This window comes from Mycobacterium canetti CIPT 140010059 (assembly GCF_000253375.1).
Lineage (GTDB): Bacteria > Actinomycetota > Actinomycetes > Mycobacteriales > Mycobacteriaceae > Mycobacterium > Mycobacterium tuberculosis.
Genome location: NC_015848.1, coordinates 3,604,233 through 3,620,491 on the forward strand (window position 1 = coordinate 3,604,233; position 16,259 = coordinate 3,620,491).

Genomic DNA, 16,259 nt, shown 5'->3' on the forward strand with positions numbered 1-16,259 from the left:
CGGCGGCCTGGTGACGGCGGCCGAGGACAAAGAAGAGCGGCTTCGGCTGTCCGGAACCCGGATCGAACTCGAGGAGCTACTTCAGCTTCCGGTCGATGTTGCGTACGAGGGCCTGTTGACGGACGACGTTTCCGAATCCGTTCGCAAAAAGCTCATTACGCTACGAGCCGGTCCCTCAAGAACCGCCTGCTCGAATCTGCGCAACCCCGCTGGCGTTGGGGCGGACGACGGTGCTCGGCGTGATGTGGTGCACCAAAGGGACATTGCCGACGGAACTGGCGTTGAGCCAGCAACACACCGTTGATCGCATGAGTGATCTCCACCCAACCGCGATCACCGACAACGGGGATCCAGTCGGGATCATCGCTGGCATAAGGATATCGGCCCGCACCGGCATTGTGTGCTCACGGCCATCGCTGCCTGGGACCAATCACCAGCTTCTGGAAAGTCGACTACAGCCACAAGCCCGACGATGGTCGACAGATCAAGATACGTCTTTCGACAAAACAAGATCCAATGGTCGACAAAACAGGACAAACTATTCGACAAATCGGGATCAGATGTACGACAAAACAGGAGTACTTTGACGTTGTGGTGCATGATGAGGCTGGTCACGAGCTGATCGAGCGGCACATGCTCGAACAGTTGCGCGAGGTTGCGGAGTACACCCGTGTCGTGCTGATCAATGGTCCACGGCAGGCTGGTAAGACGACGCTGCTCCAACAATTGCACGCCGAGCTAGGCGGATGGCTGCGTTCGTTGGATGTTGACGTCGAACGCGCGTCGGCGCGAGCCGATCCCGAGGGGTACATCATGTCCGCGCCGCGCCCGACGTTCTTGGACGAGGTCCAGTGCGCCGGGGATCCGTTGATCCTGGCGATCAAGACGGCAACCGATCGTGACCGCCGGCCCAGACAGTTCTTCCTGTCGGGGTCGACCCGATTCCTGACGGTGCCGACGCTGTCGGAATCACTGGCCGGACGGGTTGCGATCCTCGACCTCTGGCCGCTGTCTGTCGCTGAACGATCGGGTGTCCGGCCGGAGATCATTGCGCAACTGTTCACTGAACCCCAAGTGGTCCTGGGCACGGAGCCCGCCCCGGTCACGCGACATGAGTATCTGCAGCTGGCCTGCGCGGGTGGCTTTCCGGAAGTTGTGCAGCGCCCGGCGGGTCGCGCCCGCAGCCGGTGGTTCTCGGACTATCTGCGCACGGTGACGCAGCGCGACGTGCGCGAGCTGAAGCGGATCGAGCAGACGGATCGCCTGCCGCGGTTCATGCGCTACCTGGCCGCTATCACCGCGCAGGAGCTGAACGTGGCCGAAGCGGCGCGGGTCATCGGGGTCGACGCGGGGACGATCCGTTCGGATCTGGCGTTGTTCGAGACGGTCTATCTGGTACATCGCCTGCCCGCCTGGTCGCGGAATCTGACCGCGAAGATCAAGAAGCGGTCAAAGATCCACGTCGTCGACAGTGGCTTCGCGGCCTGGTTGCGCGGGCAAAGCGCCGACTCCCTGGCCAGGCCAACCGCGGAGGGCGCGGGCCCGATCATGGAAACGTTCGTGATCAACGAGCTGATGAAGCTACGTGCGGCGACCGAACTCGAGGTTGACCTGTATCACTTTCGCGATCGAGACGGACGGGAGATCGACTGCATTCTTCAGACCCCAGACAGTCGCGTCGTCGGTGTCGAGGTCAAAGCCTCGGCGACAGTGAACGTCCATGATTTCCGACACTTGTCATTCGCGCGTGACCGACTCGGCGACGAATTCATCACCGGAGTTCTCTTCTACACTGGTGCCCGGGCTTTGCCGTTCGGCGACCGGTTGATGGCTCTACCCATCAATCTCCTCTGGAACGGACAATCCGTCTCCAGCCTGTAGGCGCATACCGATCGCCATATTTCAAGAGCAGGTTGGAGCTTCTGCCCCCAATCATCGTGCGGCAACGATGGGCGGCTCTAGCGCTAGTCGACGCGCTATTCAACCAGCTCACACCGAGCTCCCGCGCGGCCACATACCCGCAACCGTGTGATGCAAGCACCCCACCAGCTCCGCGCATCACGCAACGAACCGGTCAAATCGTAGGCTTCCAAAATCTCCATGATCTCCTCGGCAGACTTCACGTCACCCCTTTTCGGGAGCTGAACAACCGACGCGGAGCCGTCGGCCGCGGATGCCCTGGGGCGGCGGTCCCCAAACCCGATATGGCTAACGTCAAGCGGTCGGATCACGGGTCGAGTTGGGCGGGGGCGACTCGGCACCCGGCGGCATGGGCTCCGGTGTGCAGGCGTCGGTCCCAAACGGCGACTACCAGGCCGGGGTCGCCGACTGCCAATGCGCTGGCCAGATGAACGGCGTCGGCTCCGCGTAAGGCATGTGCTCGGGCGAGGTGGCCGGCGTGCTGTTCAACCGTCGCGGTGAGTTCGACTGGGCGGGTGGCGGCCCAGAAGTCCTCCCAGTCACGCTCGGCGTCGGCGAGCTCGGATTCGGTTAGGTCGTGATTGCGGGCCGCTGCAGCGAGTGCGGCGCGGACTTCGGGGTAGGCCAGGCGGCTGGACAATGCGGCGTCGCAGCCGTCCCATAGAGCGGACGCCAGCGAGCTCCCTGTCTCGGTGGTGAGAAGTTTGACGAAGGCGCTGGCGTCGAAGTAGACGAGCGGCACGGTCAGCGCCGCTGGTCGCTGACCCGGTCAGACACCGGCCGCTGCGGTCGGGGCCTGGGCCGTCCCGCGGCTACGGGCCGCTGCGCGGTCGCCTTGCCAATCACGCCTTCGGCCGTGAGACGCTCCAAGGTGTCTGTGCTGTCCAGCGCAGCGAGTCGTGCGATCGGAATCCCACGTTCGGTGATGACGACCTCGCCACCGGCCCGAGCTCGATCGAGCCAATCGCTGAGGTGCGCGCGCAACTCGGTCACGGATACATCCACACTTTGAACTGTACACTCACTGAACCGTGATTTGTACATATCACTCTGCGTGCGGCAACGACGACGTGAGAGATTGACCTGCGCAAGCCGGAGGCGAGGTGGCAACGGCCGGTACACCGATTCGTCCGCGGTGCTGGCGACGCCGAAACGGTCGATGTCGTGGTGACTGGTCACCTTCCGTCCAAGCTGCATCCGAAGGTGTTGCAACGGAAGGTGTTTGCCGTCCGCGGTGGGCCTTCGGCGCAGCTGGCATTTGTGGTCAGCTGCATGGCGACGGCAGCGCCTCGGTGGTGAACGCCGGGTTTAGCTTGCAGCGGCCGAGCAGGCTGTCTCGTTCCTGCTCGGTGACAGTTGGCCCGACGATGACCGCGCACCGCCGCCACCACGAGATATAACCTAGAGGTTATACTGGTGCGGAAGCGTTGGCCGTGATCCTGCTCCCGCAGGTCGAACGGTGGTTCTTCGCGCTCAACAGGGATGCGATGGCCTCGGTCACCGGCGCCATCGACCTGCTCGAAATGGAGGGGCCGACGTTGGGCCGCCCGGTGGTCGACAAAGTGAACGACTCAACGTTTCACAACATGAAGGAGCTGCGCCCCGCCGGCACCAGCATCCGGATCCTGTTCGCCTTCGACCCGGCCCGGCAGGCGATCCTGCTGCTGGGCGGTGACAAGGCAGGCAACTGGAAACGCTGGTACGACAACAACATTCCAATCGCTGACCAGCGCTTCGAGAACTGGCTGGCGAGCGAGCACGGAGGTGGATGACCATGGCCCGCAACTGGCGTGACATTCGCGCCGATGCCGTCGCGCAGGGCCGCGTGGATCTGCAGCGGGCCGCCGTGGCACGCGAGGAGATGCGCGATGCCGTCCTGGCGCACCGCCTGGCCGAGATCCGCAAGGCGCTAGGCCACGCACGTCAGGCCGACGTCGCGGCGCTGATGGGGGTCTCTCAGGCCCGTGTCTCCAAGCTGGAGAGCGGCGACCTGTCCCACACCGAACTCGGCACCCTGCAGGCCTACGTTGCCGCCCTGGGCGGGCACCTGCGCATCGTCGCTGAGTTCGGCGAAAATACCGTCGAGCTGACCGCCTGAGCTAACTCACGCCCACACTTCCGGCCGGTCTCGATCTCCCAAGCCCCAGCACAGCTCGTGTTCCCAATCTGTTCCCAACCAGATCCTTAGCTATGCGCATGTTCCCAAAAGTGTTCCCGCCCATGAAAACGGCCCCCGGAGTCTCCTCCGAGGGCCATTTCGCCGGTAGCGGGGACAGGATTCGAACCTGCGACCTCTGGGTTATGAGCTAACCAGTCGCAATCTCTCCCATCGCGGTCGGTCTCATACGTCCAGATCAGCCTCTATTCCGCCGTCCAGCCTGTTCCGCCGCGTCGCGGTTGTACGGATTCGTTTCGGCCTGTTCTGTTCCCAAATCCGTTCCCAACACAGTAATCAGCAGCAATCCCAGGCCGAAATCGGTCAGACTCTTGGTGGACCTACAGCACCTCGCCTCCATGTGGTCGCGGAGTTAGTGAGGGTCCATCGGCAGCACCACTTAGGGCGCCTCCGTTGTCATCATGGTCGATAAGCGGTAGCGTTTACGGTAGTAGAACCGGAAGTTGCGGAGGAACCACGATGGCGGTCACCCTGGACCGGGCGGTCGAGGCCAGCGAGATCGTCGATGCCCTGAAACCCTTCGGCGTCACCCAGGTCGACGTCGCCGCGGTCATACAGGTGTCCGATCGGGCGGTACGCGGGTGGCGGACCGGCGACATCCGCCCTGAGCGGTACGACCGGCTGGCGCAGCTTCGTGACCTCGTCCTCCTGCTCTCGGACTCGCTCACCCCCCGAGGTGTCGGCCAGTGGCTGCACGCCAAAAACCGGCTCCTCGACGGGCAGCGCCCGGTTGACCTGCTCGCCAAGGATCGCTACGAGGATGTGCGAAGCGCGGCGGAGTCATTTATCGACGGCGCCTACGTGTGAAGCTTGCCGACGCGATCGCCACCGCACCGCGGCGAACGCTCAAAGGCACCTACTGGCACCAAGGCCCCACACGTCACCCTGTGACCTCCTGCGCCGACCCCGCCCGAGGTCCTGGCCGTTACCACCGAACGGGCGAGCCGGGAGTCTGGTACGCATCGAACAAAGAGCAAGGTGCATGGGCGGAGTTGTTCCGCCACTTCGTCGATGACGGGGTCGATCCATTCGAGGTCCGTCGCCGCGTCGGTCGAGTGGCGGTCACACTCCAGGTACTCGACCTCACAGACGAGAGGACTCGATCCCATCTAGGTGTGGACGAAACAGATCTTCTGTCCGACGACTACACCACCACCCAGGCCATCGCCGCCGCCGCCCGCGATGCCAACTTCGACGCCGTACTGGCCCCGGCGGCGGCGCTCCCCGGTTGTCAAACACTTGCCGTGTTCGTTCACGCACTGCCCAACATCGAGCCCGAGCGATCCGAGGTCCGTCAACCGCCTCCGCGGCTCGCCAACCTACTCCCGCTGATCCGTCCGCACGAACACATGCCCGACTCCGTGCGCAGATTGCTTGCAACGCTGACACGTGCAGGAGCCGAAGCAATCCGGCGCCGACGACGCTAAAGGCCTCGAGACCGGACGGGCGCGGCGGCGGCTGAAGGTTCTCAAACTGCGTGGCGGACGACGAGGCCTCTTGAACCGCCCCGGCATGTCCGGAGACTCCAGTTCTTGGAAAGGATGGGGTCATGTCAGGTGGTTCATCGAGGAGGTACCCGCCGGAGCTGCGTGAGCGGGCGGTGCGGATGGTCGCAGAGATCCGCGGTCAGCACGATTCGGAGTGGGCAGCGATCAGTGAGGTCGCCCGTCTACTTGGTGTTGGCTGCGCGGAGACGGTGCGTAAGTGGGTGCGCCAGGCGCAGGTCGATGCCGGCGCACGGCCCGGGACCACGACCGAAGAATCCGCTGAGCTGAAGCGCTTGCGGCGGGACAACGCCGAATTGCGAAGGGCGAACGCGATTTTAAAGACCGCGTCGGCTTTCTTCGCGGCCGAGCTCGACCGGCCAGCACGCTAATTACCCGGTTCATCGCCGATCATCAGGGCCACCGCGAGGGCCCCGATGGTTTGCGGTGGGGTGTCGAGTCGATCTGCACACAGCTGACCGAGCTGGGTGTGCCGATCGCCCCATCGACCTACTACGACCACATCAACCGGGAGCCCAGCCGCCGCGAGCTGCGCGATGGCGAACTCAAGGAGCACATCAGCCGCGTCCACGCCGCCAACTACGGTGTTTACGGTGCCCGCAAAGTGTGGCTAACCCTGAACCGTGAGGGCATCGAGGTGGCCAGATGCACCGTCGAACGGCTGATGACCAAACTCGGCCTGTCCGGGACCACCCGCGGCAAAGCCCGCAGGACCACGATCGCTGATCCGGCCACAGCCCGTCCCGCCGATCTCGTCCAGCGCCGCTTCGGACCACCAGCACCTAACCGGCTGTGGGTAGCAGACCTCACCTATGTGTCGACCTGGGCAGGGTTCGCCTACGTGGCCTTTGTCACCGACGCCTACGCTCGCAGGATCCTGGGCTGGCGGGTCGCTTCCACGATGGCCACCTCCATGGTCCTCGACGCGATCGAGCAAGCCATCTGGACCCGCCAACAAGAAGGCGTACTCGACCTGAAAGACGTTATCCACCATACGGATAGGGGATCTCAGTACACATCGATCCGGTTCAGCGAGCGGCTCGCCGAGGCAGGCATCCAACCGTCGGTCGGAGCGGTCGGAAGCTCCTATGACAATGCACTAGCCGAGACGATCAACGGCCTATACAAGACCGAGCTGATCAAACCCGGCAAGCCCTGGCGGTCCATCGAGGATGTCGAGTTGGCCACCGCGCGCTGGGTCGACTGGTTCAACCATCGCCGCCTCTACCAGTACTGCGGCGACGTCCCGCCGGTCGAACTCGAGGCTGCCTACTACGCTCAACGCCAGAGACCAGCCGCCGACTGAGGTCTCAGATCAGAGAGTCTCCGGACTCACCGGGGCGGTTCACCTGATGACGAATCGCCCACTGTCGCAACCTCTTCAAGACTCGCGTGTGGTCAGCAACTCAAGCGAAAAGGTCATCGAGTATGCGTTGAACAACGACCAAGCGCAAGCAACCGCAGAGATCATTGCGCTGGACTCCAGAAACATCGGCGAACTGACCGACTCGCTGGTTGACCTAGTCACCCAGTTCCGAGCCGAGAACAAGAAGAGTCAAGGCCGCGTCAGCTGCCGAATCGTAGCGGTGGTTCTCCTCCACAAGATCTTCAGCGCGGCGGCGGGTGAAGCCGACCGCAGGCTGACTGCTCTTGAGATTATCGACGCGCTCTCGATCCCGGATCGAGAGATCGCTGAGGCGGCAGGCGCATTCGACTGGGGAGTCCCTGTCGCTGGAATCCCTACATTCCAAACGACAGTCCCCCGACTCGTACTTCTGGAACAACTCGATGAGGTCGTCCGGGAAAGGATGCTAGATCCGGATGGGCGCGTTCCGTCCGTTGCGATTCTGGCCGGACGGACCGGCAACGGGAAATCCGCTCTGGCAGCTGACTTCTGCCACATTGAGCACAACACTTTTAGCAACATCATGTGGATTGATGCTCGCGATCCATCGATCACAGCTTCGCGGGTTCGAGCGATCACGCATAACTTGACAGGAAGAGATTTCGGGGAGGGCGCTGACGCATCAGCGGACTTCGTTGGAGCGCTCGCATCTCACCCTGGTCCCTGGCTACTGGTATTCGACAACGCGCCCTCCATGTTGTCGGCGGCAACCGAATACTGACCAGAGCGCGGCAAGGTGGGTTCTAGTCAACGTCGCAACAATTGATGGTCTGGTGAGGTTAGCAGCGCGGTGAAAAGTTCAGCGGGACTGCGGTGCCCGAGGACTTGGCGGGGTCGGTTATTGATCTCGTATTCGACAGCCCGCAGATGGTCGGGCGTGTAGGTGCTGAGGCTGGTGCCCTTTGGGAAGTATTGCCGTAGCAGACCGTTGGAGTTCTCGTTGCTGGCTCGCTGCCACGGTGAGCGGGAGTCGCAAAAGTAGACCGGCGCGCCCAGGTCGGCGGTGATGTCGATGTGTCGGGCCATTTCGATGCCCTGATCCCACGTGATGGACCGGACCAGCGTCACCGGCAAGTCGCTCATGATCTCGGTGATCGCGATGCGCAGGCAGTAAGCGTCGTGGGTCGGCAGGTGCAGCAGCCGAATCAGACGTGTCTGTCGCTCGACGAGGGTGCCAATCGCCGAGCCCTGGTTCTTACCAACGATGAGATCTCCTTCCCAGTGGCCAGGCTCGGAGCGGTCGGCGGGATCGAACGGCCGCTGGTGAATCGACAACATCGGCTGGGCGAAGCGCGGGCGGCGACGGCCAGGACGCAGATGGGCGCGGCGATGAGTTCGTCCCGTGCGCAGAGGGCCACGGTGTGGCGACTTGACCTGCGGCGGCCGGATCAATCGTGATTGAGGCTGATAGACGGCCTGATAGATGCTTTCGTGGCACAACCACATCGACCGGTCATCGGGGTATTTCCGTCGCAGATGCCGGGCGATCTGTGGCGGGCTCCACCGCTGGGCCAGCAGCTCGGCGATCAGCTCACAAAGGTCGGGGTTTTTGTCGATCCGACGCCGGTGACGGCGGACTCGGCGTTGAACCGCCCAGCGATGCGCTTCGAACGGCCGGTACTGGCCATCGCGGCGACTGTTGCGGCGTAGCTCCCGCGACACCGTCGAGGGTGCCCGTCCGAGCTGGTCGGCGATCTTGCGGATACTTAGGCCCGAGCGGCGCAGATCGGCGATGTTGATCCGCTCCTCCTCGGACAGATAGCGACTACTAATTTGGCGCACAGCCAAACGATCGAGCGCGGGCACGAATCCGACGGCTTCGCCACGCCGATAGGTCTTGTATCCCCGCGCCCAATTGTTTGCTGCAGTCCGGGATACTCCAACTTCACGACCCGCTGCCGAGATGGACCAGCCCCGAGCCCGCAGCTCCATAAACCGTTGACGCTTGGCCGACTGTGGGCGCCGGCCCGGACCCTTTTTCACGCGACGAGACGATGACAACACAACCTCCAGAACCTAGAGATGTGTTGCGACACCGCCTAGAAACCACCTTGCCGACACCTGATCAGTTTTCGGTTGCCGTTGACACCATGAACATGGCCCGCTTCACCCGTTCAGCGTCACGTGGATAAGCGGCCCGTAGCGCGTCCCAGTCGGTTTCGGAGTAGTCGGGCCGTTGTACAGGGGCATCCGGCGCGGCCGGTGGCGGCATCTTGATGCCGCCACCGGCCGCGTCACGGTTCGCGGTTGGCGCTCGCCTGACGACGGTGCTGCTCCCGTTCCTGAGCACGCTGCTTTCTAGCCTTGCGGTCTCCCTGCTTTCCCATCTCCCGGTCCTCCCGGCGGGTCACGATAGCCGCGCACTCCGACATACCTGGCGCGGCGCGGGGCGCTGCGAACCGGATGGGCGCCACCACCGATAACCATTGCGCGTTGCGGCAGCCTTCGCATTAGCAATGCTGGCGCGCCGCTCGACGCCTCGGCTATCACCTCACCTGACCACCGCGCGCATCACCGACGAGACCTCATCATCGCGCCCGCTCTCGCAAACACCACGCCCGCCAAACGGGGCTGGCCCGAGACGATTTCAGAGGCCCCTACAGACCGATCCGCACGCCCGAAACCCGGGTTACCGCTAAGCAGCCCAGGACAGCAGCCGCAGTCCTGATCGGCGAAGACTGACGTTCAGACCGCAAGCAAGCTAAATAGCAAGCCAAGCAATTAGCAAGACTAATGTTCCCAAATCCGTTCCCATCGGGCATGAAAATGACCCCAGAGGTCGCACCTCTGGGGTCATTTCCGCTGGTAGCGGGGACAGGATTCGAACCTGCGACCTCTGGGTTATGAGCCCAGCGAGCTACCGAGCTGCTCCACCCCGCGTCGGTAAATGCCAGGCTACCGAACACGCACGAAGCTCGCCAAATCGCGGGTGCCGGAGCACGACCGCCCAGATCAGCGGAGCTCGGGCATACAGCTGCGCCGTACGCGTCGATGCGATGATGATTCCGCAGCCGCTCAGCCAGCTCGGTGACCTGGCGCGTCGCCCAGGCCGCAGGGTTCTCTGTTCCCCGAAAACGGCCGCACCGTCGATCTCAAACGCAACTGTCGCCTCGCCGGCCGCGCCCGGCCTTGAGCTGTCCACCGGGATCGCGTTGGCGTTCCCGCGCGGTCCCTTCGTCCCGGCAGCCGCGGCGTGGGAGCTCCAGGAAGCTACCAGCGGGAAGTTCCAGCTCGGTCTGGGCACGCAGGTTCGCAAGAATGTGGTGCACCGATACGGTATGGCCTTCCACCGTCCCGGTCCGCGGCTGCGCTACCTGCTGGCCGTGAAGGCGTGCTTCGCCGTTTTCCAAACCGGGACACCGGATCACCACGGCGAGTTCGACAATCCCGACTTCATCACTGCCCAATGGAGCCCGGCGCGCATTGACCCCCCCGGTCCCAGCCCCGCTGGGCCGCGGTGAATCCGTGGATGCGGCGAGGTGGCCGACGGGGTGTGGGGCGAGGCCGGGTTCGAGGGGACGACCACGCGGATCCGGGAGCCGACGAGCACCCGTGAGCAGACGCAGAAGTCCCCGATTTCCGGTGAAATCGGCGACTTCTGCGTCTGCTCGCCGCGAGCGCCCCGACTGACTACCCGGCGTCGTTGAACTTGGTGATGGCCTCATCAAGTCGCTGCAGCGCCGACCCGTAGGCGGCGAAGTCGCCCTTCTTCTGCGCATCCCGCGCCGCGCCGATGGCAGCCTGGATCTCCTGCAGCGCAGCAACTTTGGCCGGCGATAAGGTGACCGCCCCGACGGGAACCGGGGGCGCCGCAGTCACCGGCGGCGGTTGGGGTCCACTGGCAGGCGGCGGTGGATTCGCAGCGGGACTCGGTGGTACCGCTGCCTCCGTGGGCGCGATCCCGGTAGCCGTCGCACCGGCCCCGGGCCCGAACAAGCCGGTGAGCGCATCCCGCACCGTGGGGCCGTATCCCACCTTGTCGTTGTACATCATCGCCACCCGGATCAGCCGCGGGTAGGACGAAGCAGCGTCGCTGGCTCCCGGGGATGCATAGACCGGTTCGACGTAGAGCAGTCCACCCTGGGCCACCGGGAGCGTGAGCAAGTTGCCCCAGCGGATGCGGTTTTGGTTGTCGCGTCCGATGACACCGAGGTCCTGGGACACCGCCGGATCGGTGGTGATCGCGTTGTTGGCCAACTTGGGCCCGTTGACCTGGCCTGGAATGGTCAGCACCGTGAGATTGCCGTAGGTCGCGGGATCGGAACTGGCGCTGATGTAGGCGGCCAGATAGTCACGCTTGAATCTGTTCATCGCGCTGATCAACTGATATGAGGCTGAATTATCGTCCTTAGCAATGTTTTTCGCGACGATGTAATACGGCGGCTGATAACTGCTGGCGGTCGGATTCGGGTCCAGCGGCACGTCCCAGAAATCCGATGTGGAGAAGAACGTCACCGGATCATTGACGTGGTATTTGGCCAACAACATGCGCTGCACCTTGAACAGGTCCTCGGGATACCGCAGGTGCTCGGCGAGCTCCGGCGCAATGTCGCTCTTAGGCTTTACCGTGCCGGGGAAGACCTGCATCCAGGCCTTGAGCACCGGATCCTTTTCGTCCTGTTGGTACAGCGTGACCGTTCCGTCGTAGGCATCCACAGTGGCCTTCACCGAATTGCGGATGTAGGAAACCTTCTTGTCCGGGACCAACCGGTTGAACGCCACCTCGTTGGAGTCCGCGGTCGCCGAGGACAGCGAGGTGAGCTCGGAGTACGGGTAATTGTCCAACGTGGTGTAGCCGTCGACGATCCACACCAGTCGCTTGTTGACGATCGCGGGATACACAGCGCTGTCTGTCGTCAGCCACGGCGCTACCGCCTCCACCCGCTGCGCCGGATCGCGGTTGAACAAGATCTTGCTATTGGAGCCAATCACATTGGAGAACAAAAAGTTTCGCTCGGCGAACTTCGCAGCGAACACGCTACGGGCTAACCAACCACCGAGCGGGACTCCACCGCTTCCGGTGTAGGTGTATCTCTTGGTGTCGATGTTAGTTTCGTAGTCGTATTCGCGGTCGTCGCCATTGCGTCCAACGATCGCATAGTCCGCGGACGTGTTAGAGATCACCGGACCGAAGTAGATCCGCGGCTGATCCAGTGGCGCCGGCCCATCAGACACCACGGTGCCATTGGCCCCGACGACGTTGACCAAGAATTCGGGGTAACCGCCATTTTGATTCGGGTCGTTGGCGATACCGCGCACGGTGTTGGCCGGTGAGGCGATGAACCCGTTCCCGTGGGTGTACACGGTATGCCGGTTGATCCAGTCCCGTTGGTTGTCGATCAACCGGTCCGGGTTGAGTTCGCGGGCCGCGACGACGTAGTCGCGCAGGTTACCGTTGCGGTCGAGGTAGCGGTCGATCGACAGCTGGTCCGGGAAATAGTAGAAGTTCTTGCCCTGCTGGAACTGGGTGAACGCCGGGCTAACGATTGTCGGGTCGAGTAGCCGGATGTTCGAGGTAGTCGCGCGGTCGGCAGCGACCTGTTGCGCGGTAGCCGGGCTATCACCGCTGTAATTGCGATAGGTCACCACATCAGACGTCAGGCCATAGGCTTGCCGAGTTGCGGTGATACTTCGGCTGATATATTCGCTCTCTTTTTGCGCAGCGTTGGGTTTGACGCTGATTTGCTCGACGATCAACGGCCAGCCGGCGCCGACAATCAGCGACGACAGCAGCAACAACACCAGGCCGATCGCCGGAATCCGCAAGTCCCGCAGGGCGATCGCCGAGAACACTGCGGCCGCGCAAATCAACGCAATCGCCATCAGAATCAGCTTCGCCGGCAGGACGGCGTTGATATCGGTGTACCCGGCACCGGTGAACGGCTTGCCGCCACGCGTGTGCGACAGCAGCTCATACCGATCCAGCCAATAAGCAACGGCTTTAAGTAACACCAGTACCCCGACCAGGCTAACCAACTGGACGCGCGCCGAGCGGCTCAGCGCACCGGTGCGTCCGGATAGCCGAATGCCACCGAAGATATAGTGCGCCACCAGATTCGCCACGAATGCCAGAAATACCGAAACGAGCATGTAGCTGAGCATCAGCCGGTAGAACGGCAACTCGAACGCGTAGAAGCCGAGGTCCCGCCCGAACTGCGGATCCCTAACCCCAAAGTCACCGCCGTGCAGGAACAGCTGGATCCGAGCCCAGTAGCTTTGGGCGACGATGCCGGCCAGCAAGCCGATCGCCGCGGGGATTCCGATGCCGACTAGCCGCAGGCGTGCCAGCACGACGGCGCGATACCGTGCAACCGGATCGTTGTCGGCATCCGGGACGAACACCGGGCGAGTGCGGTAGGCCAAGGCGAGCCCGCCGAACACGATGCCGCCGACCACCACCCCGGCAACCAAGCACACCACGATGCGGGTAGCCAGCATGGTGGTGAACACTGAGCGGTAGCCAAGCTCACCAAACCACAGCCAGTCGACGTAAGCGTCGATCAAACGCGGGCCAGCGAGCAGCAGCACGATCACACCCAGTGCGATCATGATCAGAATCCGGCTGCGCCGTGTCAGTTTCGGCATCCTTGCGGCGGACCGCATTCCCACTAGCTACGCTCCCTGATCGTTCTGGCTGGTTGAGACTTTCTCGACGGTCATAACTCTACGCACCGCAACCATCCGCAGCAGCCGGCGCGAGCTAGCAGCTCGGCGTCGGCGAGCCCGACGTCATCGCGTGCAGCGCGTCCACCGCCTGGCTAAGCGTCTCGACCTTCACCAACTTCAAACCGGGCGGGCTGTCGGAACTTGCCTCGTAGCAGTTCTTCGCGGGCACCAGAAACACCGTCGCGCCGGCCGCTCGAGCAGCGGCCATCTTGTGGGTGATGCCACCGATCTGGCCCACCTTGCCATCGACGGCGATCGTGCCGGTGCCTGCGACGAACGTCGACCCAACCAGGTGGCCACTGGTGAGCTTGTCGACGACGGCCAGACTGAACATCAGTCCGGCCGAAGGGCCGCCGACGTTGGCGAGGTGGAAGTCCACGGCAAACGGCGCCCACGGCGCGTCCACCACCTCTATGCCCAGGACGCCTTGGTCGCGATCCTTATTCTTGCCCAGCGTGATCTGCGCGATGCCGGGCGGCTCGTTCTTGCGGCGGAAGTCGATCGTCACCTCCTGGCCCGGTTTCGTGTTCTTCAACAGCGCGGTGAACTGGTCGAGGTTGCCCACCGGAGTGCCGTCGACGGCGTCGATGGCGTCACCGGCCTGCAGCTTGTCCACCGATGGCCCTGGATCCATGACCGAGGCGACGGTGACTGCTTTCGGATACTTCAGGTACCCCAGAGCGGCGTACTCAGCGGCGGCCTCGGAGCGCTTGAAATCAGCGGCGTTGTCATTTTCGATCTCTTCCCGCGACTTGCCCGGAGGGTAGACGAGGTCGCGTGGCATCAACTGTTCTTGACCCGAAAGCCACAGGGCCAGGGCTTCACCCAGGGTTAGACCGTCGCGCTGGGAGACCGTCGTCATGTTGAGGTGACCTGACGTCGGGTAGGTCTGGGTGCCCACGATCTGGACCACCTGCTTGCCGTCTATCTCGCCGAGCGTGTCGAACGTTGGGCCGGGTCCCAGCGCCACAAACGGCACGGTTACCACGGCGAGCAACACGCCGAATACCACGATCGGCACCAGCGCGACCATCAAGGTCAATATCCGCCTATTCACGCCGCATACACTAGACGGACCTGGCCGGGCTGGTTCAGCTGCGAGCGTGACCGCTGATCGCACCTTCTGTTCCCGCGGTGAGTACCGTTGAGGTCATGGGTGACCTGCCTTTCGGCTTCTCTTCCGGAGACGACCCCCCGGAAGATCCGTCTGGGCGCGATAAGCGCGGGAAGGACGGTGCCGATTCCGGATCGGGCGCCAATCCGTTGGGCGCGTTCGGCATCGGTGGAGAATTCAACATGGCCGACCTGGGGCAAATCTTCACCCGCCTAGGAGAGATGTTCGGCGGCGTCGGCACCGCGATGGCCGCGGGCAAAACCTCAGGACCGGTCAACTACGACTTGGCCCGGCAGGTCGCGTCGAGCTCGATCGGGTTCATCGCGCCCATCCCGGCGGCCACGAACTCGGCGATCGCCGACGCGGTGCATCTGGCCGACACCTGGCTTGACGGGGCAACCTCGCTACCCGCTGGCGCCACCAAGGCGGTGGGTTGGAGCCCCACCGACTGGGTCGACAACACCTTGGCTACCTGGAAACGGCTGTGCGATCCCATGGCCCAGCAGATCTCCACGGTCTGGGCGTCGTCGCTGCCGGAAGAGGCCAAGAGCATGGCCGGCCCGCTGCTGTCGATCATGTCGCAGATGGGCGGCATAGCGTTTGGTTCGCAACTGGGCCAAGCGCTGGGCCGGCTGTCCCGTGAGGTGCTGACGTCTACCGACATCGGTCTACCGCTGGGGCCCAAGGGGGTGGCCGCAATACTGCCCGGCGCCGTCGAATCGTTTGCCGCCGGACTCGAGCAACCGCGCAGCGAGATTCTGACGTTCCTGGCCACCCGTGAGGCCGCACATCACCGCCTGTTCAGCCACGTTCCCTGGCTGGCCAGTCAACTGCTCGGCGCCGTCGAGGCCTACGCCATGGGCATGAAGATCGATATGACCGGAATCGAGGAGCTGGCCCGCGATATCAATCCGACGTCGCTGGCCGATCCCGCCGCCATGGAACAGCTGCTGAGCCAGGGAGTATTCGAGCCCAAGGCAACGCCGGCCCAGACGCAGGCATTGGAACGACTCGAAACACTGCTCGCCCTGATCGAAGGCTGGGTGCAGACCGTGGTGACTGCGGCGCTGGGCGAGCGAATTCCGGGTGAGGCAGCGCTCAGCGAGACGCTGCGCCGACGCCGAGCCAGTGGCGGCCCCGCCGAACAGACCTTTGCGACGTTGGTCGGGCTGGAGCTGCGGCCACGCAAACTGCGGGAGGCCGGAGCGCTGTGGGAGCGCCTCACCCGGGCCGTCGGCATGGACGCCCGCGACGCCGTCTGGCAGCACCCGGACCTGCTGCCCGCCACTGACGATCTCGACGACCCGGCCGCCTTTATCGACCGTGTCATCGGCGGCGACACCAGCGGTATCGACGAAGCGATCGCCGAACTCGAGCGGGACCAGCAGGCCCGCGGCGCCGACGACTCCGGCCACGATGGCGGTCCTGTGGATAACTGAGCGGTGTGTCTGCTCGCAGTGTGGCACCGTCTCA

At 63.6% G+C, this 16,259-nt stretch carries 16 protein-coding genes and 1 tRNA gene; 10 read left to right on the plus strand and 7 right to left on the minus strand.

The features are described 5' to 3' along the window. Positions 1-10: 10 nt before the first annotated feature. Complete coding sequence (locus tag MCAN_RS16805; protein WP_003416635.1) at positions 11-304, plus strand: hypothetical protein; 294 nt, start codon at positions 11-13, stop codon at positions 302-304. Positions 305-591: 287 nt separating this feature from the next. After that, positions 592-1,881 carry an ATP-binding protein gene (locus tag MCAN_RS16810; RefSeq protein WP_003416640.1) on the plus strand — a complete coding sequence of 430 codons (1,290 nt, stop codon included), beginning with the start codon at positions 592-594 and terminating at the stop codon, positions 1,879-1,881. A gap of 346 nt (positions 1,882-2,227) precedes the next feature. On the opposite strand, the gene MCAN_RS16815 is transcribed toward MCAN_RS16810, so the two are convergent. Then, complete coding sequence (locus MCAN_RS16815) at positions 2,228-2,662, minus strand: type II toxin-antitoxin system VapC family toxin (RefSeq protein ID WP_003899952.1); 435 nt, start codon at positions 2,660-2,662, stop codon at positions 2,228-2,230. Positions 2,663-2,664: 2 nt separating this feature from the next. Beyond that, a complete protein-coding gene (locus MCAN_RS16820; protein ID WP_003899953.1) occupies positions 2,665-3,117 on the minus strand; it encodes a type II toxin-antitoxin system Phd/YefM family antitoxin in 453 nt (150 codons plus the stop codon). A 230-nt stretch (positions 3,118-3,347) separates the two neighbouring features. On the opposite strand from MCAN_RS16820, the gene MCAN_RS16825 reads away from it, so the two are divergent. The 6 genes from MCAN_RS16825 to MCAN_RS16855 all read left to right on the plus strand — a co-directional run bounded on the left by MCAN_RS16825 (position 3,348) and on the right by MCAN_RS16855 (position 7,727). Next, positions 3,348-3,692: a type II toxin-antitoxin system RelE/ParE family toxin gene (locus MCAN_RS16825; protein WP_014001612.1), complete on the plus strand. Its 345-nt coding sequence runs from the start codon at positions 3,348-3,350 to the stop codon at positions 3,690-3,692. Beyond that, on the plus strand, positions 3,689-4,018 hold the full coding sequence (locus MCAN_RS16830) for a helix-turn-helix domain-containing protein (protein WP_003899955.1): 330 nt from the start codon (positions 3,689-3,691) through the stop codon (positions 4,016-4,018). Before MCAN_RS16825 ends, MCAN_RS16830 begins: the two co-directional genes overlap by 4 nt. Before the next feature lie 537 nt (positions 4,019-4,555). After that, positions 4,556-4,903, plus strand: a complete 348-nt coding sequence (locus tag MCAN_RS16835; protein ID WP_003899956.1) for an antitoxin Xre/MbcA/ParS toxin-binding domain-containing protein — start codon at positions 4,556-4,558, stop codon at positions 4,901-4,903. After that, the gene (locus tag MCAN_RS16840; RefSeq protein ID WP_014001613.1) at positions 4,900-5,523 is read left to right on the plus strand and encodes an RES domain-containing protein; all 624 of its coding nucleotides are present in this window, start codon (positions 4,900-4,902) and stop codon (positions 5,521-5,523) included. Before MCAN_RS16835 ends, MCAN_RS16840 begins: the two co-directional genes overlap by 4 nt. Positions 5,524-5,645: 122 nt before the next feature. Beyond that, a protein-coding gene (locus tag MCAN_RS16850) for an IS3-like element IS6110/IS987 family transposase (protein ID WP_145974184.1) occupies positions 5,646-6,907 on the plus strand; the annotation gives its coding sequence in 2 pieces (ribosomal slippage) (positions 5,646-5,934 and positions 5,934-6,907; 1,263 coding nt in all). 46 nt (positions 6,908-6,953) lie between these two features. After that, positions 6,954-7,727 (plus strand): hypothetical protein, encoded by a 774-nt coding sequence (locus MCAN_RS16855; RefSeq protein ID WP_014001615.1) that lies wholly within the window; start codon positions 6,954-6,956, stop codon positions 7,725-7,727. 26 nt (positions 7,728-7,753) lie between these two features. On the opposite strand, the gene MCAN_RS16860 is transcribed toward MCAN_RS16855, so the two are convergent. From MCAN_RS16860 to MCAN_RS16870, 3 genes are all read right to left on the minus strand, one after another. Beyond that, positions 7,754-9,010 (minus strand): IS30 family transposase, encoded by a 1,257-nt coding sequence (locus MCAN_RS16860; protein ID WP_456319988.1) that lies wholly within the window; start codon positions 9,008-9,010, stop codon positions 7,754-7,756. 61 nt (positions 9,011-9,071) lie between these two features. Beyond that, positions 9,072-9,296, minus strand: a complete 225-nt coding sequence (locus MCAN_RS16865) for a hypothetical protein (RefSeq protein ID WP_041180142.1) — start codon at positions 9,294-9,296, stop codon at positions 9,072-9,074. 513 nt (positions 9,297-9,809) lie between these two features. Then, positions 9,810-9,886 (minus strand) — tRNA-Met (locus MCAN_RS16870). Positions 9,887-10,005: 119 nt separating this feature from the next. On the opposite strand from MCAN_RS16870, the gene MCAN_RS16875 reads away from it, so the two are divergent. Continuing rightward, complete coding sequence (locus MCAN_RS16875) at positions 10,006-10,467, plus strand: LLM class flavin-dependent oxidoreductase (protein ID WP_003416793.1); 462 nt, start codon at positions 10,006-10,008, stop codon at positions 10,465-10,467. Positions 10,468-10,636: 169 nt separating this feature from the next. Here the strand turns inward: MCAN_RS16875 and MCAN_RS16880 are convergent, their stop codons facing one another. Both MCAN_RS16880 and MCAN_RS16885 read right to left on the minus strand, forming a co-directional pair. After that, positions 10,637-13,615 carry a UPF0182 family protein gene (locus MCAN_RS16880; RefSeq protein ID WP_003416795.1) on the minus strand — a complete coding sequence of 993 codons (2,979 nt, stop codon included), beginning with the start codon at positions 13,613-13,615 and terminating at the stop codon, positions 10,637-10,639. 91 nt (positions 13,616-13,706) lie between these two features. Beyond that, positions 13,707-14,729, minus strand: a complete 1,023-nt coding sequence (locus tag MCAN_RS16885; RefSeq protein WP_003416799.1) for a YlbL family protein — start codon at positions 14,727-14,729, stop codon at positions 13,707-13,709. 77 nt (positions 14,730-14,806) lie between these two features. Between MCAN_RS16885 and MCAN_RS16890 the strand changes: the two genes are divergently transcribed. Then, positions 14,807-16,225 carry a zinc-dependent metalloprotease gene (locus MCAN_RS16890; RefSeq protein WP_014001617.1) on the plus strand — a complete coding sequence of 473 codons (1,419 nt, stop codon included), beginning with the start codon at positions 14,807-14,809 and terminating at the stop codon, positions 16,223-16,225. The last annotated feature ends 34 nt before the right edge of the window (positions 16,226-16,259 follow it).